A 20,510-nucleotide genomic window follows, 5' to 3' on the forward strand; every position below is an offset into this window, starting at 1 on the left:
GATTCACTCAGGGGAACCGGCCTCCGGTCGATGTGCGAAGGCGAGGGGGTGCGGCCGGATGCGTCACTGGTTGCAGCGGCGTGCCGTGGCGCGCAGCGCGATCGTCGCGCTCACCATCGGCCTGGCTCTGCTGGCCGGGCTGGCCTTCTTCAGCGCCCGCAGCGCCGCCGAGGCGTCCGCGTCCGTCGCCGCCCGGCAGCAGGTCAGCCAGCAGTGGAACGAGATCTACCTCAAAATCAACATTGAGTACGAGCTGCTTGTCGACTTCCTGGACCAGCAGAGCGCCCAGGGCCGCGCCGTCCTGACCGGCTCGATCGGGTCCGCCGAGGAGAACCTGCGCTGGCTCAACGCCCACGGCGGCCGCGAGGACAGCGCCCAGGCCCGCGCACTGCAGAACACCTACAGCGGCTACAGCTACACGCTGCGGAACCTCGTCGACGCGACCCGCGGCGACGACGAGGTGCTTGTCGTCCAGCAGGCCCGGCAGGCCGCACTGAGCGCCGCCTCGCTTCGCAAACAGGCCTCGCTCAACATCGCCCGGAACAACCTGGAGATCGGCGACCGACTCCGCGAGGCCCAGCAGAACAGCGACCAGATCAAGCTCGCGGTCGGCGTCATCGCCCTCACCGACCTGGCACTTGTCGGTTTCTGCACCGTGGTGCTGCTCGTCTACCAGCGCAGCACCGAACGCCAGGCCGCGGAGAGCCGGTACCGGGCCACCCACGACGGGCTCACCGGCGTCGCCAACCGCAATCTGCTCACCGAGAGCATCGAGAAGGCCATCGCGCGTACGATCCCGGGTGGTCCCGGCGTCGGCCTGCTGCTCATCGACCTCAACCGGTTCAAGGAGGTCAACGACACGCTCGGCCACCACGCCGGTGACCTGCTGCTCCAGGAGGTCGCCCGGCGGCTGACCGGCGCCTCCCGCGGCACGGACGTGGTCGCCCGGCTCGGCGGCGACGAGTTCGCAGTGCTGCTCTCCGCCGTCCAGTCCGCCGACGAGGTGATGGAGATCGGCCGCCGCATCCTCACCGGCCTGTGCGGCCCCGCCGAACTGGAAGGCCTCACGCTCGACATCAGCGGCAGCATCGGCGTCGCGTACTACCCCGAACCCAGCACCAGCGCGGCCGAACTGCTCCAGCACGCCGACGTCGCCATGTACGCGGCCAAACGCGGCCACAGCGGCATCAGCATGTACGACCCCGAGGCCGACCTGAACAGCTTCGAACAGCTCACCCTGCTCGGCGAACTGCGCCGCGCCATCGAGAACGGCGAACTCGAACTCCACTACCAGCCGAAGGTGCGCGTCGGCACCCGCGCGCTCAGCGGCGCGGAGGCGCTGGTCCGCTGGCTGCACCCGACCCGCGGACTGCTCGGCCCGCACCTGTTCATCCCGAGCGCGGAACAGAGCGACCTGATGCGCCCGCTCACCGAGGCCGTGCTCGAGGAGGCGCTCGCCCAGCACCAGCGCTGGCGGCACGACGGCCTGCTGATCCCGGTCTCGGTGAACGTCGGCGCGTCCAACCTGCTCGACCCCGCCTTCCCCGACCGGGTCGCCGAACTCATGGACCGCTACGGCACCGCCGCCGGCCAGCTCACCATCGAACTCACCGAGAGCGCGCTCGTCGACGACCCGGTCCGCGCCGCCGCCGCCCTCCGCGACATGCGCGACCGCGGCGTCCTGCTCTCCATCGACGACTTCGGCACCGGCTACTCCTCGATGAGCTACCTGCAGGTCATGCCGCTCGACGAACTCAAGATCGACCGCCAGTTCACCACCGAGATCCTCTCCACAAGCCGCGGCCGCCCCATCGTCACCGCGATCGTCGACCTCGCCCACGCGCTCGGCCTCCAGGTCGTCGTCGAAGGCATCGAGGACGAACGTACCCACGCCATGATCGCGGAGATGGGCTGCGAGATCGCCCAGGGCTACCTCTTCTGCCGCCCCCTGCCCCCGGACGACTTCGCCGCCTGGGCCGTCTCCTGGTCCACCACCGAACCCCTCCAGCCCGCCACCCGCTGACCCACCATTCACGTCCGCTTCCCGCTCTCGCGGTGGTCCGGCCCGTTTGCTCCCGCGGGCAAACCTCGCCGCCCGCCAAGACTCCGCTGGCGCTCCGCTTGCCGGGCGGCTCGGAGCCGGTTTCGCGCGGGGCGGGGAAGAACACGCGGCCGCCGCCGTGTAGCGGGGAGTTGCGCGCCTACGGCACGCCGCAGTGTTCGCGCCGGGTGTCGCGTCAGTGCTGGTCAGGGTGGTGCGGGCGCGGTTTGGCGTTCGCCAGAACTGGCATCGAAGCCGGAGGTCCGCGATGGGTGCGGTGGGTTCGGGCTGTGGAGGTCTGCTTCGGGTTGCGCGGGTCTCGCGTCGGTGACGGTTGGTGAGCGCGGCTGTGGTTGGTGCGCGCAAGTGCTGGCGTCGCAGGCAGCTGATCTTGATTCTGCTGTTCGAGTCAGTCCGCGCCACGCGTGAATTACGTCCGGCCCCATTTTTCCGATATCGCACTTTTCTGTGGCGCACGCTATCTCCACTCAAGATCCTTGCGGCTCTGGTGGCCCTTATTGCGGGGTTTTAAGGGCCACCAGGGCCGCGAGGATCTTCAATACCACCAGGTGGATGAGTGTTGCTGGCGTCCGCCCCGGGAAACTGGTTCGGCCGGGCGGGGGTGGATCCGCGTTGCCTAGGCCCGGCCGTGACCCGCCGTTTCCGCAGGTCGGGGCTTTGTGGGGATGCGGGCGGTGGTGGTGGCGACGGTGGTGAGGTCTTCGGCGGAGAAGCCGGCCCGGCTCAGTACGGCCAGGGACTGGTTCGTCGCGAGTGTGGACAGCGCCAGGTCTGCCGCCTCCTGGTTGTCGGCGCCAGCTGCCAGCAATGCCATCTCCAGCATCGCCCGCAGGCTGTCGATCATGGCGCGGACCAGCGTCTGGCTCTCGGCGTCGAGGGCTGGGAGTTGTGCAGCCGACATGGTGAGCAGGCAGCCGTCCGGGACCGCCGGGTCGGCGATGCGGTTCAGGGTGACCTGCAGGTAAGCGGCTATCACGGCGGCCGGGGCCGGGTGTGGGCCGGAGAGTGCGCGGTGGTAGAGCGGGTGGTAGGTCTCGGAGTACCGCTGGAGGCTCTGCCGGAAGAGGGCCGGTTTGTCGCCGAAGGTGGCGTAGAGCGAGCCCCGGCCCAGGCCGGTGCCGTCGGTGAGGCGCTCGATCGAGGCGTCCGAGTAGCCCCAGCGCCAGAATACGAGCATCGCGCGCCGTAGCGCCTCGTCCACGTCGAATTGTTTGCGGCCGGCCATGTCCACAAGCGTACACATCTTGTACTGATCGTTCAAAGATGTGTATGGTCTGGGCATCGCAAGTTGTACCGATCGTTCAAAGATGGGATTCCGATGCTTGAGTCACTGTCGCTGCCCGACGGGTTCACGGACGTCTTCACCAGCCGGATCGTCGAGGTGGACGGGCTGCGGCTGCATGCGGTCACCGGCGGGACCGGCCCGGCGCTGCTGCTGATCGGTGGCTGGCCGCAGACCTGGTACGCCTGGCGGAAGGTGATGCCCGCGCTCGCCCGTACGCACACGGTCGTCGCCATCGACTCGAGGGGAGCGGGGCTCTCCGACAAGCCCGACGCCGGTTACGACGCCGGCACGCTGGCCGCCGATTCGGTCGCGCTGATGGCCGCGCTCGGCCACGAGCGGTTCGACGTGGTCGGCCACGACATCGGCATGTGGACCGCCTACGCCATCGCGGCCGATCATCCCGACCGGCTGGGCCGGCTCGCGGTCGTCGACGCGGTGATCCCCGGCCTCACACCAGCCCCGTCCGTCTTCAGCCCGGTCGCGGTCAACAAGCGGCTCTGGCACTTCGGCTTCAACCGGCTGGACGGCCTCAACGAGGAGCTGGTCAGGGGGCGCGAACGGCTCTATTTCGGCCACCACTTCGCCGTCAAGGCCGCGACCCCGACCACCATCCCCGAGTACGCCGTCGACGTGTACGTCGACGCGATCGCCTCCGATCCGCGCGGGCTGCGGGCGAGCTTCGCGTATTACCGCGCGCTTGACGAGACGATCGCGCAGAACGAGCGGCGTAAGAAGACCCGGCTGACGCTTCCGGTGCTCGCCATCGGCGGCGCGCTCTACAGCGGGCCCCTGGTCGCCGACACGATGCGGCTCGCAGCCGACGACGTCACCGAGGCGATCATCGACGACTGCGGCCACTACGCGGCGGAGGAGCAGCCGGCCCGGTTCACCGAGATCCTGGAGAACTTCCTCGCAGCCCGCTGGTAAGCAGCCCGCCGGTAAGCAGCCCGCCGGTAAGCAGTCGTCCGGTAAGCAGTCGTCCGGTAAGCGGTCCGCCGGTAACAGGCGTACCGCGCGGCGGACACGCTCCGGAGCAGCCCTCGGCACGGGCACGCCCGGGGTTTCCCGGCCACCCGCGGATCGGGAGCCCGCGGGAGCATGCGGGCCGGACCACCGCGGAAGCGGGAAGACAGGTTTCCGCTGTTGGGGTGGTCAGAGGTAGGTCACGCCGGTCAGGCGCTCGGCGGCGGACCAGAGGCGGCGGGCGATCGCCGGGTCGGTGGCGTCGCGGCTGAAGCGGGCGGTGGTGACGCGGCCGCGGGTTTCGCCGAGGCCGGCCGGGCCGTAGAACTCGCCGCCGCGCAGGCCCGGCTCGGTGGCGGCGCGCAGCTGGGGCAGGGCGCCGCGCTCGACCGGCTGGGTGGCCACCAGGCCGATCCGGGCGATCAGCCGGCCGCGCGCGCCGAGGTGCTCCCAGGCGCGTGGGGTCAGGTTGGTACGGGTGAGGCCCGGGTGGGCGAGCGTGCTGACGACAGGGGATCCGGTGGCGCGCAGGCGGCGGTCCAGCTCGACGCCGAAGATCGTGGTGGCGAGCTTGGAGCGGCCGTAGGCGGGGGACGCCCGGTAGTTCCGCTCGAACATCAGGTCGTCGAAGTCGAGGTGCGCGGACTTGTGGGTGATCGAGCTGAGGCTGACGATCCGGGGCTCCGGCGCGGCGGCGAGCGTGCCGAGCAGCAGACCGGTCAGCGCGAACGGGCCCAGCATGTTCGTGCCGAGCTGCATCTCGAAGCCGTCCGCGGTGGCGCGGCGCTCGCCGAGCAGCACCAGGCCGGCGTTGTTGATCAGCAGGTCGATCGCCTGGTGGTCGGCGGCGAGCTTCGCGGCGAACGCGCGCACCGAGTCGAGTGAGGCCAGGTCCAGCTCGCGCACCTCGACGTCGCCGCCGATCCGGCGGGCGGCCTCGGCGCCGGCGGCCATGTTGCGGACGGCGAGCACGACGTGGGCGCCGCGATCGGCGAGCGCGGTCGCGGTGAACAGGCCGAGGCCCGAGTTCGCCCCGGTCACCACCGCGATCCGTCCGTGCTGGCCGGGGATGTGGTCGGCGGTCCATTCGGTCATGATCTGCTCCTCGGTGCGGGGTCGTTGACCGCTGACGCTAGGAGCGGTGCGCGCCGGTTCGGTCGTACCCGCTTCCCTAGGTCTGCGGGACCTACCCCGGCGGGCCGGGCGGGCGGCACACTTGCGTCATGACCCATCCGTACGCGCGTGAGCTCGGCGATTTCCTGCGCGCCCGGCGCAGCCGACTCCGCCCGCGCGACGTCGGCCTGGAGCCGGGCGGCCGCCGCAAGGTCGCAGGCCTGCGACGCGAGGAACTGGCGCTGCTCGCCGGCCTCAGCACCGACTACTACCAGCGGATGGAGCAGGGCCGGGAGGTCCGCCCGTCCGACGACGTCCTGGACGCGATCGCCGGCGCGCTCGCGCTCGACGACGAGGAACGCCGCCACCTGTTCACGCTCGCCCACGCGGCCCGCCGCCCGATGCCCACCGCCCGCGACCGCGGCCCGGAGCGGGTACCGGAGAGCACCCGGCGACTACTGCACGTGATGCACACGCCCGCGGTGGTCCTCGGCCGGCACCTAGACTTGCTCGCCTGGAACCCGATGGCCGAGGCGCTGCTCGGCGACCCGGCCGGCTACCCACCGGACCGTTTCAACATGCTGCTGCTGATGTTCGACGACACCCGCACCCGCGGCCGCAGCTGCCCCGACTGGGAGCGCCAGGCCCTCGACTACATCGGCATGATGCGCGCCGCCGTCGCCACCGACCCGACCCACCCGCGCGCCACCGCAGTCGTCGGCGAGTTGACAATCCGCAGCGCCGAGTTCCGCCGCCTGTGGGCCCGGCACGACGTCCGCGAGTCGGTCACCGGCACCAAGACCTTCAGCGCACCCGAGGTCGGCGACATCACCCTGACCTGGGACACCTACCCCCTGCCCGGCAACCCCGGCCCGGTCATGCTCGTCTACACCGCCGGCCCCGGCACCCCCGACGCCGACCGCCTCCACCTCCTCGCCTCCCTCCACGCGACCCGTACCGCACAGCGTCCTTAAGGATCTTTTCCCGCTTCCGCGGTGGTCCGGCCCGCACGCTCCCGCGGGCACCGGTCGTCGCCCAGGGGCTCCTCCCTTCCGGCTCCGCGGTCGCCAGGCCCAGGGCGGGACTCACAGGGGGTTGTGGACACGGTCGCCTACCGTGGGCGGCAGGGTTCGAGAGGATGAGGTGCGGTGAGCGGATTCGTCAAGCGATTCCTGCTGTCCATGGTGGCGTCGAGGTTGCAGCGCAGGGCGCATCGGGGCAACCCGATCGCGGGCCGGCTGCTGGGCGAGGTCAACCGGCGCCTGTACGGCCATCGCGGTCACGGTGGGTACGGGCACGGTGGGTACGGGCCGCCGCCCGGGTACCACCACGGCGGTGGATACGGACACCACGGTCACTACCGCCACCGCGGCCACTACCGGCACAAGGGGCATTACCGCCGTAAGTTCTGGTGAGGCGGGGCCGGCAGGTCGGCGCGGGTGGCCAGGTCCGACCGCACCCGCGCGGCCAGACCCGGATCCGGATCGTCGGTCAGCGCGCGCCCGGCCCGCAGCGCCACCGCCGCACCCCGCGCCCGGGCCAGCCGGTAACCGGCCCGCCGCACCTCCACCCGGGCGTCCGCAAGCAGCTCCGGGATCAGCGCCTCCGGAACCGCACGCGGCAACGGGCGCAACGCGAGCGAGGCCTCCCGCACCACGGCCGCGGACGGATCGCGAAGCAAAGGCAGGAGAAGAGCCACCGGGAGTACGCCGAGGAGGCGCGACCCGCGCACCGCGGCGGCCCGGACCCGGGCGTCCGGATGCGTCAGCAGCGCGTGCACAAGCGGCGCATCCCGCTCGGTCCCGGCCTCCGCCAGACCGGCGATCGCCATCACGTCGGCGGTGGACACCATCACGTCGGCGGTGGCCACCGTTGTGTTGGCGGTGGCCGACTTTGCGTTGCCGGTTGTCGCTGTCGCTGTCGCTGTCGCTGTCGCTGTCGCTGTCGCTGTCGCTGTCGTGTTGTCGGATGTGGCTGCCGTGTCGGCGGTTGTCGGGGGCGGGGGAGAGGCGAGCGCCGTGACCGCAGCCCGGTAGTGGGCGAGCGCGTCCAGGCCCGCGCGGCGGGCTGCGTCCCGGGCGATCGCGCGTACCAGGTCGCCCGGATCGTCAAGGAACTCGGCGGCCGCCGCGTACCGGCCGAGCCGCACCAGCCCGGTCAGTGCCAGCCCGCGGACCTGCGCGTACCTGGACCGGGTCAGTTCACGCAGCAGGTCATCGCGCGCCGACCAGACCGCCGCCCGGCACACCGCCTCGGCCGCGCCGGCCCGCACCGCCCGGTCCCGGTCCCCGCGGGCCAGCGACTCCAGCCGCTCCGGGGACCACCAGCCGAGGCCCTGTCCCAGCGCGAACACGAACCGGCGCCGGATCGCCGGCCCGGCCAGCAGCAGCGCGTCCCGGACCGGCGGCCGCGCGACGACCAGCCCGGCGACGGCCTGCGCGTGCGCGAAGTGGCCGAGTTGCCGTTCCCGCAGGAGAAGCGACATGTCAAGCGCCGCGGCCAGGTGCGGCGCGTCCGCGACGGCGAGGGCATCCACCACCGCGGTACGTGCCGGAGTGCGCACGTCTCGCACCCAGTCCGCCGCGCGGAGCACCAGGAACGGGGTCCAGACGGGATCCGGCGCCGAGGCCATCCGGTCCACCGCCGCCTGCCGGATCCTGCCGTCGGCGTGCATGCTCGCCAGGGCGATCGCGACAGGCCCGGCATCGCCGTCCCGCAGGCGCGCCGAGGCCGCGCCCATGACCGGTTTGGCCGGGTGGTCCGCCGGCCAGAACCACCGCCGGGCCCGGTCATCGAGCCTGATGATCAGTTGGAGTTCCGTGCCAAGCGCCCGGATTGCAGACGTGGTGTCCAGTTCGATCAGCAGGGCGGCCGCCGTTTGCAGCCCGGCGTCGCCACGCCCGGCCGCTGCGCGAAGGGCGGCGGTCAGCCCGTGCGGGTCCTGATCGCGGTCGTCGCCACCCGGAAGCCGCCGTCCCGGGCGCTCGTGCGGCGTTGCTCCGGGACGGCCGTGATCGCGGGCGGCGGCTTCGGTGGGAGGCCGGGCGGGCCGCTCGTCCGGCGGCGTCGTCCGGTCCGCACGCCACAGTTTCCAGATCACCGCGTCATCATGTCCCGCGGTCCTCGTGCCCGCGAGGCGATTACGCCGAGCTGTGGGAGGTCGTGGCGGCGGCCTCCTCGAATTCGTCCACGGCCGCGTTTCCGCGGTGCGGGGCGAGCACCCGCCGTAGCACCTCGATGCGCTGCACGGCACGCACCGAGTGCGCGTGCTGTGACAGCTTCACGGTCCCCGTCGCAAGCGCCGCCGCCTCGTCCACCTCACCGGCCTGCTCCAGCGCCTCGGCAAGCCACGAGCGGTAGAGCGTGGTCTCGCGGGCGCGATCCGGCCCGTAACCCTCGATGACGCCGCGCAGCGCGGGCACGGCACGCAGCGGGCGCTTGAGCTCCGTCCACACCCGCCCCCGCATGATCTCGACCTCCTCGGGCGTCACCCAGTACGCCCAGACCGGATCGGCCGCCCTGCTGCGCTCGGCGTAGGTCTCGTCCACCGCGCCGAGCGCCCGCTCTGCCGCTCCCGTCTCGCCCGCGAGCGCGTGCGCCCATGCCACCCGCTCCAGCAGCAGCGCGCGCACGGTGGCGCTCGCCTCGTCCCGCGCGCCCGCGTACGCCGAGCGGGCCAGCCGCACCGCTCGCGGCGCGTCGCCGTCGTTGGCGAGCTGATAGGACAGTGCGGAGAGGTTGTTCGCGGCCACGCCGTCGTCCCCGCCCGCATGTGCGGCCCGCATGCCCGCGAGGTACAGCCGCTCGGCCTCGGCGAGCCGGCCTGCGTCGGTGTAGACGTAGCCCGCGAGCTGGCACAGCTCGCCGACCGCGACCAGCAGCCGCCGCCCCACCGCCTCGGTGTACGCCGCCTCGCGCACCAGCCGCCCCGTCGCGGCGAGCTCAGCCGCGACGACCGCCTGCGTGTGCTCACCGCCGAGGTAGTCGTCCAGCAGCCGCAGTCCCTGCACCCGCCGCGCCACCTTCCCGGCCATGCGCTCGCCGACCCGGCGCCCCACGCGCAACTCGTATACCTGCGGCGCCTCGGCGATCAACCACTCGTGCGCCAGCTCCACGGCGTTGTCCGCGGTCGGGGTCGTGTTCTCCAGCGCATCGGCCAGCCGCTCATTGTCGGTGTCGCTCCAACGCTGTGTCAGCGGCCAGATCGCGCCGCAGACGGTCAGCCGTACCAACTCGCCGTTAGCGCCGAGCGCGTCGTCCAGCGCCCGCACGACCTCCGCGCCCGGGGCGGGGCGGTCGCCCTTCAGGATCCGCGAGAGGTGGCCGGCATCGACGTGCGCGCGGCGCGCGAGCTCGCGGACGGGCATCGTGCCCTTCAGGCGCTTCACCGCCTCGCCGAACCGCTCCATCACCGCTCTCCCGGGTGTTGCCAGCGTTGCCACCGGCCGCGGCAACGCGCGGCCTATCGACCTTGCCCACGCTATCTCCCAGATTGGAACGCAGGTTACGGGCTGATCGACACCACCCGTGACGGAAAGCGGCGGGGGCCGGTGCGTGAGGGCCCGGTCCCTGTCTGCTGAGGCGAACGAGGGAGCGGCGATGCGGGCGGCACAGACACCCCGGCGGGGCGCCTCGCCGATCACCTGGGCCTCGGCTGACCGGGACGCCTTACCAGCCATTGACAAGCGGCGATGTTACGCCTACGTTAACCACCTGGGAAAACGCTTTCCGTCTCCACCGGGAAGTGACCGCACGGCCGTGGTTCGCCGCGCCCGGGGTCGGTGCCGGCTCCACCGCCTGGCACCGGCTGCCCGGTGGACCGCGACCCCGAAGGCATTGGACTCCCTGTATGAAACGTATCAAGAAGCGGTACGCGGTCCTCGCCGCGACCGCCCTGCTGCTTTCCGGCGGCGGCGTCACAGTCGCGAACGCGGCCGAGACGGTCACCCCCGTGGCGGCGGCGACCACGGAGAACCTCAACCGCGGCCTGGTCAGCATCCGCACCGAGCAGGGCAACTTCCTCTCCTGGCGGTTGCTCGCCTCCGATCCGTCCGGCGTCGCGTTCAACGTCTACCGGGACGGCACGAGGATCAGCACGGCGTCGGTCACGAATTTCACCGACAGGGGTGCGCCGGCGAACGCGACCTACACGGTCCGCCCGGTCACCGGCGGCGTGGAGACGGCGGCACTGAAGGCTGACGAGCCGGTCCAGACGCTCGCGGCCAGCCAGGACGTGCCGATCCAGGTGCCGGCCGGTGGCACCACGCCGGACGGCGTCGCCTACACGTACTCGGCGAACGACGCGTCCGTGGGCGACCTGGACGGCGACGGCGCCTACGAGATCGTGCTCAAGTGGGATCCGTCGAACGCGAAGGACAACTCGCAGTCCGGCTACACGGGCAATGTGTTCATCGACGCGTACAAGCTGAACGGCACCCGGCTGTGGCGCATCGACCTCGGGCGGAACATCCGGGCCGGCGCGCACTACACGCAGTTCCAGGTCTTCGACTACGACGGCGACGGCAAGGCAGAGGTCGCGATGAAGACCGCGGACGGGACGAAGGACGGCGCCGGCGTGGTGATCGGCTCCTCGTCCGCCGACTACCGCAACTCGTCCGGCTACATCCTCGCCGGGCCCGAGTTCCTGACCGTGTTCAACGGGCAGACCGGCAGGGCTGCGGCCACTGTGGACTACGTGCCGGCGCGCGGCACGGTGAGCAGCTGGGGTGACAGTTACGGCAACCGGGTGGACCGGTTCCTGGCCGGTACCGCGTACATCAACGGGTCGTACCCGAGCATCATCATGGCGCGTGGCTACTACACCCGTACCGTGGTGGCGGCCTGGGACTTCCGCAACGGCGCGCTGACCAGGAAGTGGACGTTCGACAGCAACTCGTCCACGAACGGGTCCGCGTGGGCCGGTCAGGGCAACCACCAGCTGTCGATCGCGGACGTGGACGCGGACGGCAAGGACGAGATCATCTACGGCGCGATCGCGATCGACGACAACGGCGCCGGGCTGTGGAAGACCGGTCAGGGCCACGGCGACGCGATGCACGTGGGTGACCTGATCCCGAGCCGGGCCGGCCTCGAGGTGTTCAAGGTCGACGAGGACACCAGCAAGCTCGCGCACTACATGGCGGACGCGCGGACCGGCGCGATCATCTGGTCGGCCCCCTCCTGTGGCTGCGACAACGGCCGCGGCGTCTCCGCCGACATCTACGCGGGCAGTCCGGGCGCCGAGTCATGGTCCTCCGCGGTCGACGGCCTGCGCAGCTCCACGAACGCGAACATCGGCCGCAAGCCCTCCTCGACGAACTTCGTCATCTGGTGGGACGGCGACGGCCAGCGCGAGCTTCTTGACGCCACCAGCATCAAGAAGTACGGCACGTCCTCGGACACCACGCTGCTTGCCGCGAGCGGCGTCCACTCCAACAACGGCACCAAGTCGACGCCGTCGTTGCAGGCCGACATCCTCGGTGACTGGCGCGAGGAGGTCATCTGGCCGACCACAAACAACACGGCGCTGCGCATCTACCAGACGACCGACGCGACAAGCATCTCGCACGTGTCGCTGATGCAGGACCGCATGTACCGCGAGGCGGTGGCCTGGCAGAACACGGCCTACAACCAGCCGCCGCACCCGAGCTTCCAGATCAGCTAGATCCAGATCACAATCAGCCGGGGGTACGCGTACCCCCGGCTGATTTTTGTGTGAATTCCTTTGAGGACCAGCCTTAACCGTCCCTTAGCAATCGGCTAGCACCGCCTTAGCGGCCCGGGGAGCAGGCTGACGCCGCTTGATCGAACCCCCGTCCGAAAGGCCCCCGCATGTCACGCAAGAGACTCCTGGCCGTCGCCGCCGTGCTCCTCGCGCCGCTCGCCGCGGTCGTGGCGATCGCGCCCACCGCGTCCGCCGCCAGCTCGAAGTTCTGCGAGGGTGGCACCTACACCACGCTCGGCAAGACCGGCACCGGCAAGCGGTTCCGCGGCACCGTCGCGGCACCGGCCGGCCGCTTCACCGTGCAGGGGAATTTCACCCAGTTCACGATCGACCCGGCCACGTTCGGCATCTACGACTACGCGTGGACCGGCCGGGCGAACGTCGGCGACATGACCGGCGGGCGGTTCACCCCGGTCTACGCGAGCAAGGTGCCGGACCACCGCGGCCTCGCGCTGACCAGCGGGATCGCGGTCGAGCTGCGCGACGAGGACATGACGCTCTCCCGGACCGGGCCCGGCGGTCTGAGCATGAAGATCCAGGCCAAGGACTGCGCGCAGGGCGGCATCTTCCAGATGGAGGTGGAACGCGGCGACGGCGCCCGGACCCGGATCACGCACACGCTCGCGGACGGCGCGTTCTACTATGACAACCCGAACTTCCGGGCCCGGCTCGGCCAGTTCCTCGGCGACGACTGCGTGGACCCGGCCACCGGCCCGGCCGGTGACCGCTGTGTGCGCGTCTCGCCGCGGGTCAACATCGGCGCGGACGCGTCACCCCGGCTGGTGCTGCGGGACAGCGCGCAGGTCGCCACCCGGATCAAGCAGCCCGGCTGCGGCCCAGACTTCACTAACACGCTCGGCCTGACCGAGACCGCGGACCACTGCGGCGCCACGAGCGTCTGGGACGTGGCAAGCGGCGGCCGGCTCGGCATGGTGACCGGCGAGGACGCCACCGAGGTCGCGAACCCGCCGACGAACTGCACCGAGGACTGCGAGGCCGGCAACCAGGTCAAGGGTGGGCTCGCGGTGCTCGGCTTCCCGGCCCCGGTCCCGGCCGGCGTCCGGCTCACGCCGCGCACCTCGGTGACCGGCCTGGACGCGCCGCTCACCGCGCCGTAAGCGCCTCCACCACCTCGTCGGGCGACGGCATCGCCGCGATCTCGTTCCTGATCGCCCGCGCGGCCGCCCGGTGATCGCCGCCCCGGTCCGCAAGCAGCGCCTGGGCCGAGGCGGCGACCGCGTCCGCGTGCTGGTCCTCAGGTGGGAGCTGGATCGCGGCGCCCGCTCTGACAAGTGCGTTCGCATTCGCGAACTGGTCGGCACCCTGCGGAAGAACCAGCTGGGGTACGCCGTGGGCGAGCGCGCCGAGCATCGTGCCGCTGCCGCCGTGGTGGACGACGAGGTCCACGACCGGGAGCAGGCCGGACTGGGCCACCCAGGGGCGTACCAGCGCGTTGTCCGGTATGTCGTCCTTCAGGGTGATCGAGCCGGCGGCGACGATCACGTCCGCGTCCAGGTCCGCGAGTCCGCGCATCGCACTGGCCAGCACGGTCGGCGTGCCGAACGCGGTGCCCAGGCTCAGGAAGATCAGCGGTCGCGGGCCACGGCGCGCGGCGGGTCGGGCACCCGGCTCGTTGTAGGGAACGTGTCGCAGCGGGATCCGGTGGGTCAGCGCCGGGTCCTGCAGCGACGGCGGGCAGATGTCCACGTGCGGCAGCTCCATCGACGGCCTGTCGAAGCCGATCCCGTCCGGGAACAGGCGGCCGAACCCGTGCCACACGCTGCGGATCCCGGCTGCGCGCGCGGCCTCGGCGACGCCTGGCAGTCCCCAGCCGTGCACGACGAGGTCCGGTGCCAGCCGGTCCAGGTGTGGCGCCAGGTCGTCCGCGTAGATCTCGTAGAAGGAGTCGGCCGGGCGGAACGGCCGCAGCCCGTGCCCGTCGAGCGCCGGGTGCACATGGTCACCGGCCGCGAAATGCACCTCATGACCGGCGTCCCGGGCCGCTACCGCGAGGGGTACCAGGGGGAAGGTGTGACCGGGTGAAGAAAGACTCGAAAAAAGTATGCGTGGCACGTTTGAACCCTAGAGGGGCTGGGCACAACGGTCGCCGACCGAGACTGTTGTCGTATGCGAACGAGTGAACACTGAAAGTGACTCATACTTTCGGCTATCATAACGCTCCGCTGTTCGGCTATGGTCGGGAAAGCCGAACGGGTATCCGGGCTGGCCGGACAAGCGAAGGACCGCTCTCATGACCATAACCATCGCCCAGTCGACGGTCACTGACCGTGAGACGATGACCGATGACCGCGCCGCCGACGCCGCCGCGAACCTCATCGTCGCTCTGGCCGGAATGCCCGCCGACGACCCGCGCCGTGCCGCTCTCCGCGACCGCACCATCGAGGCCTGGCTGCCGCTGGCCCGCCACCTCGCCAAGCGCTACTCCGGCCGCGGCGAGCTGACCGACGACCTGGTGCAGACCGCGATGGTCGGCCTGATCAAGGCGGTCGACAGGTTCGACGCGTCCCGTGGCGTCGACTTCTCCGGCTACGCCATCCCGACAATCGTCGGCGAGATCAAGCGCCACTTCCGCGACCGCACCTGGTCCATCCGGGTGCCGCGCCGGCTCCAGGAGCTGCGGCTCGCGATCAGCGAGGCGAACAGCACGCTTACCCACAAGCTGGGCCGCTCCCCGCTGGTCGTGGACATCGCCACCTACCTCGGCATCACCGAGGAGGAGGTGCTGGAGGGCCTGGAGGGCGCCCGCGCCTACAACACGACGAGCCTCTCGACGCCGCTCGGCACGGACGGCAGCGCGGAGCTTGGCGACACGATCAGCGACGAGACCGACGACTACGCCGAGGTCGAGCTGCGCGCCACGCTCGGGCCGGCGCTCGCCATGCTCGACGCGCGTGAGCAGCGGATCATTACGCTCCGCTTCTACGGCAACCTGACCCAGTCGCAGATCGCGGACCAGATCGGCATCTCCCAGATGCACGTCTCCCGGCTGCTCACCAAGGCGCTGGTCAAGCTCCGCGGCCACATGGACGTCGACTCCTTCAACTGATCGTCCCCCTTCGCTCGTCATCATGGCGGTGCTGCCCACGTGGCGGTCACCGCCATGAGTCCGTTCCAGCCACCGATCCGCCCAGGGTGCTCGCGGCTCCGTGCTTTCTCTCGTATCCCAGCGTGTCCTCGTACCCAGGCGTGTCGGTCGTACCCCAGCGTGTTTGTCGTACCCCTGGAGTAAGAAGATGATCGTCACGGAGCCCTGAGGAAACGAGTCGTCATGAGTGAGATCGCCCCGGTCGTCGATGCGGCGCACGCCGCGCCGTTCGAGAGCGCCGACGAGTACCGGGAGACGATCGGGCGGATGCGGGAGGCCGCCGCGGCCTACTACGCGGGCGCCGACATCGTGATGGACGACGCCACCTACGACGCGCTGTTCGCCCGGATCGCCGCGAGCGAGGCCGCGCACCCGGAGTGGGCGGCTGCGGACTCGCCCACCGAGGTGGTCGCGGCCGGCGGCGGCGTGGTCGGCGATGTGGTGCACAGCACGCCCATGCTGAGCCTGGCCAACGTCTTCGACGCGGACGAGCTGACCCAGTGGGCCGCGCGCCTGGAGAAGGTGATCGGCCGCCCGGTCGCCGGTTACACGGTCGAGCCGAAGATCGACGGCATGGCGATCGCGGCGCGTTACGTGGACGGCGCGCTGGTGCAGGTCGCCACGCGCGGCGACGGGCAGGCGGGCGAGGACGTAACCGCGCAGGCGCGCGCGGTCGCCGGGCTCCCGGCCGAGCTGCGGCGTCCCGTGACTGTCGAGGTCCGCGGCGAGGTCTTCATGACCGACGACGACTTCGCCAAGGCGAACGAGCTGCGGGTGGCGCACGGCGGCGCCCCCTTCGCGAACCCGCGGAACGCGGCCGCCGGCACGCTTCGCGCCCAGGACCGGGCCTACATCGCGCCGCTGTCCTTCCTCGCCTACGCGGTGCACGACCTGCCGGACGGCGAGGGTCTCACGCACAGCGCGGCGATGGCCGCGATCGCTGATCTCGGCGTCGCCACCACCGCAGGCTCGCCGGCCGGGATGCCGCAGTGCACCACCGCGGAGGAGCTGGTCGCGGCCGTGACCTCGCTCGGCGGGCTGCGCGGCAAGCTCGGCTTCGACATCGACGGCGCCGTCATCAAGGCGGATGCGCCCGCGGACCGGGACACGGCCGGCTCGTCCAGCCGGTTTCCGCGCTGGGCGACCGCGTTCAAGTTCCCGGCCGACACCCGGACCAGCACGCTCACCGCGATCGAGGTGCAGGTCGGCCGTACCGGCGTCATCACGCCTGTCGCCGTGATCGCGCCCGTGCAGGTCGGTGGCGTGGTGGTCACGTCCGCCACGCTGCACAACTTCGGCGATCTGGTCCGCCGCGACGTGCGGGTGGGCGACACCGTCTTCGTCCGCCGGGCCGGCGAGGTCATCCCGGAGATCACCGGGGCGAAGCTCGACGAGCGGGCCGCCGACTCGGTGGCGTTCACCCCGCCGGAGTTCTGCCCGCGCTGCGGCGGCGAGATCGACCGCTCGCAGAAGCGCTGGCGCTGCACCCAGGGCCGGGCGTGCGGGGCGACCGAGTCGCTTGCCTACTTCGCCGCCCGCGACTCGATGGACATCGAGGGCCTCGGCGACAAGGTCATCCGCGCGCTCGTCACGGCCGGCATGGTCACCGACCCGGCCGACCTCTACGAGCTGGACGCGGCGGCCGTCGCCGCGCTCGACCGGATGGGCGCCACCTCGGCCGGCAAGCTGCTCGCCAACATCGAGGGCTCCAAGGCGCAGCCGATGTCCCGGGTGCTGACCGGCCTCGGCGTGCGGATGACCGGCCGTTCCATGTCCCGCCGCCTGGCCAAGCACTTCGGCACCATGCCGGAGCTGCTCGGCGCCTCGGTCGAGCAGCTCCAGGACGTCGAGGGCGTCGGCCCCGAGCGCGCCGCCACGATCGCGGCCGAGCTGGTCGAGCTGGCCCCGATCATCGCCAAGCTCACCGCGCACGGCCTCACCATGACCGAGCCCGGCGTCGTCCCCGCGTCCGAGCGTGCGGCCGCCGTAGCCGCCGCAGCCCCGGACCCGGCCGATCGCCTCCCGCTGCAGAACGAGGACGGCAGCGCGATGACCGTCGTCGTCACCGGCTCCGTCCCCGGCCTGTCCCGCACCGAGGGCAACGAGGCGGTCGAGCACCTGGGCGGCAAGTCCTCCGGCTCCGTCTCCAAGAAGACCCAGCTGGTCGTGGTCGGTGACGGCGCCGGCTCGAAGGCCGCCAAGGCCGAGGAGCTGGGCGTGCGGATCATGCCCGCGGACCGCTTCGCCGCGCTGCTTGCCGCACACCGCGCGGGCGAGTCCCCGTCCCTGGACGACTTCTGAATTCCGCTACACCGTGATCACCACCTTGCCGCTCACCGCGTTCGTCTCGATGGCGTGGTGGGCGGCGCGGATCCGGTCGAGCGGGTAGGTGGTGACCGGGCCGAGCGAGAACGTCCCCTCGGCCAGCTGGTCCAGGGTGCGCTGCAGGATCTCCGGCGGCAGGTTGGCGGCGTTCCCGCTGTAGCCGGTCAGGCGCACCCCGGCCGGGAGGTACCCGATCGGATAGAAGTCCTTGACGATCCACTCGTTCGACAGCATCCCGGCCATGCAGACCGTGCCGTGCACGCGGGTGGCGGCGAGCGTGTCCGGCAGCGCCGGCGTGCCGACCAGCTCAAGCGCGGCGTCCACGCCGTCCGGGACGATCCGGCGGACCTGGGCCGCCACGTCGCCGTCGTCGAGCAGCGGGTGGGCGACACCGTGCGCCGCCAGGTCGTCCAGGCGGTCGCGCTGCCGGGTGGTGGCGAGCACTGTGGCGCCGAGGTCCCGGGCCAGCGCGGCGGTCGCGTAGCCGAGCGCGGACGTGCCACCGCGGATCAGCAGCGTCTGGCCGGCCCGCAGATCGAGGCCCACGGTCAGTGAGCCGTAGGCGGTCTGCAGCGTCTCCGGCACCGCGCCGAGCACGTCCCAGGGCAGCTCGGAGCGGAATGGGATCACCTGCGCGCGCGGCACCACCGTGTACTCCGCGTAACCGCCGTCGAACGCGCGGCCCATGCCGCCCATCATCGCCACCACCTGCTGCCCGGGCCGCAGATCGCTGCCGGGCGCGGCGTCGACCACGCCTGTGGCCTCGATGCCGGGCACGATCGGGAAGCGGGCGTTGTCCGCATATCCCAGCCGGAGGTGCAGCTCGGAGCGGTTGAGGCCGAAGGCGTGCACGCGGAGGCGTACCCAGCCGGGCTCGGGCTCCGGGATTGGCAGTTCACGCGGTTCCAGGTTCTCCACCGGTCCGGGACCGGTCAGCACGATCGCTCGCATGGTCATGTCGGCGCCAACTTCGTTCCATGGAATAATATTCCAAGGAACATAAAATGGGGGTACGGATGAGCGACCGCATCGCGTGGCTGAACGACCTGATCCGGCTGGAGATCCTGCTCTGGGAGCGGGTGGACGCGCGGCTGCGAGCCGTGCACGATCTGCCGCTCGCCCGGTTCCAGACGCTTCACGCGCTGGCCGGCGGGCCGCTGCGGGTCGGCGACCTGGCACAGCGGATGAGCATCACTGTCGGCGGCGCCAGCAAGGTGGCTGACCGGATGGTCACGCTCGGCCTGCTCGCCCGCGAGGCCGACCCCGGCGATCGCCGGGCGAGCCGGGTAGCGCTCACCGTGGCGGGGCGGGAAACGCTCGACGCCGCGGCCGGCACCTATGCCGACGCCGTCGCGGAAATCGTCGACCCGGTGTTGCCGGCCGCGGACAGGCAGCTGATGCACGATCTGGTCCAGCGCCTGCTCGGCGCGTTGGACGGTGCGGCGCCCGGCTCGGCGCCCGGCTCAGCGCCGGCGTGATCCGGTGATCGTCACGGCGCCGGCGCCCATGGTGGTCGCGGCTGCCGGCGGGCTCATTGCGGCTCTGCCGCCTGGCTCACTGCGGCTCTGTCGGCGGGCTCAGCGCCACCACATCTCCAACAGCGCGACGGCTACGCCGACCACGAGGGCCGTGGTCAGGATGATCGCCAGGTATCCGGCGTTCGAGGTGGTGCGCTCCATGTGCTCTCTCCGCATGTCCTTCATATTTCCGATCGACGGGCCGTGCACACCCGTGAATCCTCACCCCAGGGGTTTCCACGCCTCCAGGGCCGCCGCGACCAGTCCGACGGCCAGCGCGGTCAGCAGCAGTATCACCACGTATCCAGGACCGGACGTGGCGCGCTCCACGAATTTCCTCCGCGTTTCCACAGAGTTCCCCTCCCGTGTCCGACACCCTCCGCAGTGGACACAACGTACGCGCCGTCCGGCCGGGTGGTCTCATGTGGGTAGTGGCCTGCAGGCGAACCTCCGTCACCTGCGGTGACCCTGCGCGCCGGCGTTCCGGGCCCGGCAGCAGAATGGTCTGATGACAGCACCGATCAGCCGCGGCACCGCGGCGCGTGACGGAGGCAGAGGCGCCGGGCTGGTGCGACGCGTGTCCCACCAGGCGCGACGCCGCCGCCTGGAGGTGCTCCGCGTCGAGGAACTGGGCTCGGCCATGCGCCGGATCGTGCTCGGCGGCCCCGAGCTGGAGTCCGACTTCCCGTTCCTGCCGCTGGCCGCGGCCGACCACGTGAAGGTGGTCGTGCCGGACGAGGAGACCGGCGAGCTGACCCTCCCCGCCGCCGGCCGCCCGAGCCCGCTGACCACGCGCGACTACACGCCCCGCCGCTTCGACGCGGCCGCCGGCGAGCTGACGATCGACTTCGTGCTTCACGCGCACGGCCCGGCCGGTCGGTGGGCGACCACTGCCGCGCCCGGCGCCTCGCTGGGGGTGATCGGCCCGCGCGGCAGCCAGGTCTTCCCGGCCGACTGCGACGACTATCTGCTGGTCGCGGACGAGACCGGCCTGCCCGCGACCGAGCGCTTCCTCGAAGAACTGCCCACCGACGCGGTGGTACGGGTGCTGGTGCTGGCCACCGGCCCGGAGCGGGAGCTGGGCGGCGGCCGCGTCGCGGACGTGCGCTGGCTGGGTGCGGTCCCGGCCGAGGCCGTGGTGGAGACGGTCGCGGCGATCCCGCTCGGCTCCGGATCGCTGGTCTGGGGCGCGGGCGAGGCCGGGGCGATGCGCACACTGCGCACCCACCTCCGGCAGGACCGCGGCCTGGACGCGGAGCGGGTCTCGGTCCGCGGCTACTGGCGCGAGGGCGTCGCGGGCTCGCTCGACTGACGGCCGTGGGGCGGGGGCGGGGAAGGCCCCGGCCCCCCCCGCCGCCCACCACGGCCGAGAGCCCCCCCGGAACGCCGGGGGCCCCGCCGCCCCGGGGAGCCCC

General features: G+C 71.7%; 16 protein-coding genes. 10 read left to right on the forward strand and 6 right to left on the reverse strand.

What is annotated here, in order from left to right; all coding sequences use genetic code 11:
• The first annotated feature begins 58 nt into the window (after positions 1 to 58).
• Positions 59 to 2,023 carry a putative bifunctional diguanylate cyclase/phosphodiesterase gene (locus ACIA8K_RS18155; protein WP_396060199.1) on the forward strand — a complete coding sequence of 655 codons (1,965 nt, stop codon included), beginning with the start codon at positions 59 to 61 and terminating at the stop codon, positions 2,021 to 2,023.
• A 655-nt stretch (positions 2,024 to 2,678) separates the two neighbouring features.
• Here the strand turns inward: ACIA8K_RS18155 and ACIA8K_RS18160 are convergent.
• Positions 2,679 to 3,287, reverse strand: a complete 609-nt coding sequence (locus ACIA8K_RS18160) for a TetR/AcrR family transcriptional regulator (RefSeq protein ID WP_396060201.1) — start codon at positions 3,285 to 3,287, stop codon at positions 2,679 to 2,681.
• Between the two features lie 93 nt (positions 3,288 to 3,380).
• Here ACIA8K_RS18160 and ACIA8K_RS18165 point away from each other — a divergent pair, with 93 nt between their 5' ends.
• Complete coding sequence (locus ACIA8K_RS18165) at positions 3,381 to 4,274, forward strand: alpha/beta fold hydrolase (protein WP_396060203.1); 894 nt, start codon at positions 3,381 to 3,383, stop codon at positions 4,272 to 4,274.
• A gap of 225 nt (positions 4,275 to 4,499) precedes the next feature.
• On the opposite strand, the gene ACIA8K_RS18170 is transcribed toward ACIA8K_RS18165, so the two are convergent.
• Positions 4,500 to 5,405 (reverse strand): oxidoreductase, encoded by a 906-nt coding sequence (locus tag ACIA8K_RS18170; RefSeq protein WP_396060205.1) that lies wholly within the window; start codon positions 5,403 to 5,405, stop codon positions 4,500 to 4,502.
• Positions 5,406 to 5,533: 128 nt separating this feature from the next.
• On the opposite strand from ACIA8K_RS18170, the gene ACIA8K_RS18175 reads away from it, so the two are divergent.
• Both ACIA8K_RS18175 and ACIA8K_RS18180 read left to right on the forward strand, forming a co-directional pair.
• Complete coding sequence (locus ACIA8K_RS18175; RefSeq protein WP_396060206.1) at positions 5,534 to 6,397, forward strand: helix-turn-helix transcriptional regulator; 864 nt, start codon at positions 5,534 to 5,536, stop codon at positions 6,395 to 6,397.
• A 174-nt stretch (positions 6,398 to 6,571) separates the two neighbouring features.
• Positions 6,572 to 6,838, forward strand: coding sequence for a hypothetical protein (locus ACIA8K_RS18180; RefSeq protein WP_396060208.1), 267 nt, complete (start codon positions 6,572 to 6,574; stop codon positions 6,836 to 6,838).
• On the opposite strand, the gene ACIA8K_RS18185 is transcribed toward ACIA8K_RS18180, so the two are convergent.
• Both ACIA8K_RS18185 and ACIA8K_RS18190 read right to left on the reverse strand, forming a co-directional pair.
• Complete coding sequence (locus ACIA8K_RS18185) at positions 6,817 to 8,523, reverse strand: hypothetical protein (protein ID WP_396060210.1); 1,707 nt, start codon at positions 8,521 to 8,523, stop codon at positions 6,817 to 6,819. The genes ACIA8K_RS18180 and ACIA8K_RS18185 overlap by 22 nt on opposite strands.
• A 40-nt stretch (positions 8,524 to 8,563) precedes the next feature.
• The gene (locus tag ACIA8K_RS18190; RefSeq protein WP_396060212.1) at positions 8,564 to 9,832 is read right to left on the reverse strand and encodes a helix-turn-helix domain-containing protein; all 1,269 of its coding nucleotides are present in this window, start codon (positions 9,830 to 9,832) and stop codon (positions 8,564 to 8,566) included.
• 440 nt (positions 9,833 to 10,272) lie between these two features.
• On the opposite strand from ACIA8K_RS18190, the gene ACIA8K_RS18195 reads away from it, so the two are divergent.
• Together ACIA8K_RS18195 and ACIA8K_RS18200 are read left to right on the forward strand one after the other, a co-directional pair.
• Complete coding sequence (locus tag ACIA8K_RS18195) at positions 10,273 to 12,087, forward strand: rhamnogalacturonan lyase (protein ID WP_396060214.1); 1,815 nt, start codon at positions 10,273 to 10,275, stop codon at positions 12,085 to 12,087.
• A gap of 167 nt (positions 12,088 to 12,254) precedes the next feature.
• Positions 12,255 to 13,265, forward strand: a complete 1,011-nt coding sequence (locus ACIA8K_RS18200; RefSeq protein ID WP_396060217.1) for a hypothetical protein — start codon at positions 12,255 to 12,257, stop codon at positions 13,263 to 13,265.
• On the opposite strand, the gene ACIA8K_RS18205 is transcribed toward ACIA8K_RS18200, so the two are convergent.
• A complete protein-coding gene (locus tag ACIA8K_RS18205; protein ID WP_396060219.1) occupies positions 13,252 to 14,220 on the reverse strand; it encodes a glycosyltransferase in 969 nt (322 codons plus the stop codon). The two genes, ACIA8K_RS18200 and ACIA8K_RS18205, sit on opposite strands and share 14 nt — an antisense overlap.
• Before the next feature lie 223 nt (positions 14,221 to 14,443).
• On the opposite strand from ACIA8K_RS18205, the gene ACIA8K_RS18210 reads away from it, so the two are divergent.
• Entirely contained in the window at positions 14,444 to 15,214 is a 771-nt protein-coding gene (locus ACIA8K_RS18210; RefSeq protein WP_396060764.1) for a SigB/SigF/SigG family RNA polymerase sigma factor, read from the forward strand.
• A gap of 222 nt (positions 15,215 to 15,436) precedes the next feature.
• Positions 15,437 to 17,554, forward strand: a complete 2,118-nt coding sequence (gene ligA, locus ACIA8K_RS18215; RefSeq protein ID WP_396060221.1) for an NAD-dependent DNA ligase LigA — start codon at positions 15,437 to 15,439, stop codon at positions 17,552 to 17,554.
• A gap of 6 nt (positions 17,555 to 17,560) precedes the next feature.
• Here ligA and ACIA8K_RS18220 read toward each other — a convergent pair whose 3' ends face one another.
• Positions 17,561 to 18,535: an alcohol dehydrogenase catalytic domain-containing protein gene (locus tag ACIA8K_RS18220; RefSeq protein WP_396060223.1), complete on the reverse strand. Its 975-nt coding sequence runs from the start codon at positions 18,533 to 18,535 to the stop codon at positions 17,561 to 17,563.
• 59 nt (positions 18,536 to 18,594) lie between these two features.
• On the opposite strand from ACIA8K_RS18220, the gene ACIA8K_RS18225 reads away from it, so the two are divergent.
• Both ACIA8K_RS18225 and ACIA8K_RS18230 read left to right on the forward strand, forming a co-directional pair.
• The gene (locus ACIA8K_RS18225; protein ID WP_396060225.1) at positions 18,595 to 19,056 is read left to right on the forward strand and encodes a MarR family winged helix-turn-helix transcriptional regulator; all 462 of its coding nucleotides are present in this window, start codon (positions 18,595 to 18,597) and stop codon (positions 19,054 to 19,056) included.
• Between the two features lie 547 nt (positions 19,057 to 19,603).
• A complete protein-coding gene (locus tag ACIA8K_RS18230; RefSeq protein ID WP_396060227.1) occupies positions 19,604 to 20,407 on the forward strand; it encodes a siderophore-interacting protein in 804 nt (267 codons plus the stop codon).
• The last annotated feature ends 103 nt before the right edge of the window (positions 20,408 to 20,510 follow it).

The sequence above is a fragment of the Catenuloplanes sp. NPDC051500 genome (assembly GCF_044454585.1).
Taxonomy (GTDB): Bacteria; Actinomycetota; Actinomycetes; order Mycobacteriales; family Micromonosporaceae; genus Catenuloplanes.

Bases quoted from the DNA above. Each gene is read 5' to 3' on its own strand.
- ACIA8K_RS18195 (WP_396060214.1), top strand. From the start codon at position 10,273: ATGAAACGTATCAAGAAGCGGTACGCGGTCCTCGCCGCGACCGCCCTG.
- ACIA8K_RS18170 (WP_396060205.1), bottom strand. From the start codon at position 5,405: ATGACCGAATGGACCGCCGACCACATCCCCGGCCAGCACGGACGGATC.
- ACIA8K_RS18165 (WP_396060203.1), top strand. From the start codon at position 3,381: ATGCTTGAGTCACTGTCGCTGCCCGACGGGTTCACGGACGTCTTCACC.
- ACIA8K_RS18190 (WP_396060212.1), bottom strand. From the start codon at position 9,832: ATGGAGCGGTTCGGCGAGGCGGTGAAGCGCCTGAAGGGCACGATGCCC.
- ACIA8K_RS18210 (WP_396060764.1), top strand. From the start codon at position 14,444: ATGACCGATGACCGCGCCGCCGACGCCGCCGCGAACCTCATCGTCGCT.
- ACIA8K_RS18220 (WP_396060223.1), bottom strand. From the start codon at position 18,535: ATGACCATGCGAGCGATCGTGCTGACCGGTCCCGGACCGGTGGAGAAC.
- ACIA8K_RS18175 (WP_396060206.1), top strand. From the start codon at position 5,534: ATGACCCATCCGTACGCGCGTGAGCTCGGCGATTTCCTGCGCGCCCGG.
- ACIA8K_RS18230 (WP_396060227.1), top strand. From the start codon at position 19,604: ATGACAGCACCGATCAGCCGCGGCACCGCGGCGCGTGACGGAGGCAGA.
- ligA (WP_396060221.1), top strand. From the start codon at position 15,437: ATGAGTGAGATCGCCCCGGTCGTCGATGCGGCGCACGCCGCGCCGTTC.
- ACIA8K_RS18160 (WP_396060201.1), bottom strand. From the start codon at position 3,287: ATGGCCGGCCGCAAACAATTCGACGTGGACGAGGCGCTACGGCGCGCG.
- ACIA8K_RS18200 (WP_396060217.1), top strand. From the start codon at position 12,255: ATGTCACGCAAGAGACTCCTGGCCGTCGCCGCCGTGCTCCTCGCGCCG.
- ACIA8K_RS18155 (WP_396060199.1), top strand. From the start codon at position 59: ATGCGTCACTGGTTGCAGCGGCGTGCCGTGGCGCGCAGCGCGATCGTC.
- ACIA8K_RS18225 (WP_396060225.1), top strand. From the start codon at position 18,595: ATGAGCGACCGCATCGCGTGGCTGAACGACCTGATCCGGCTGGAGATC.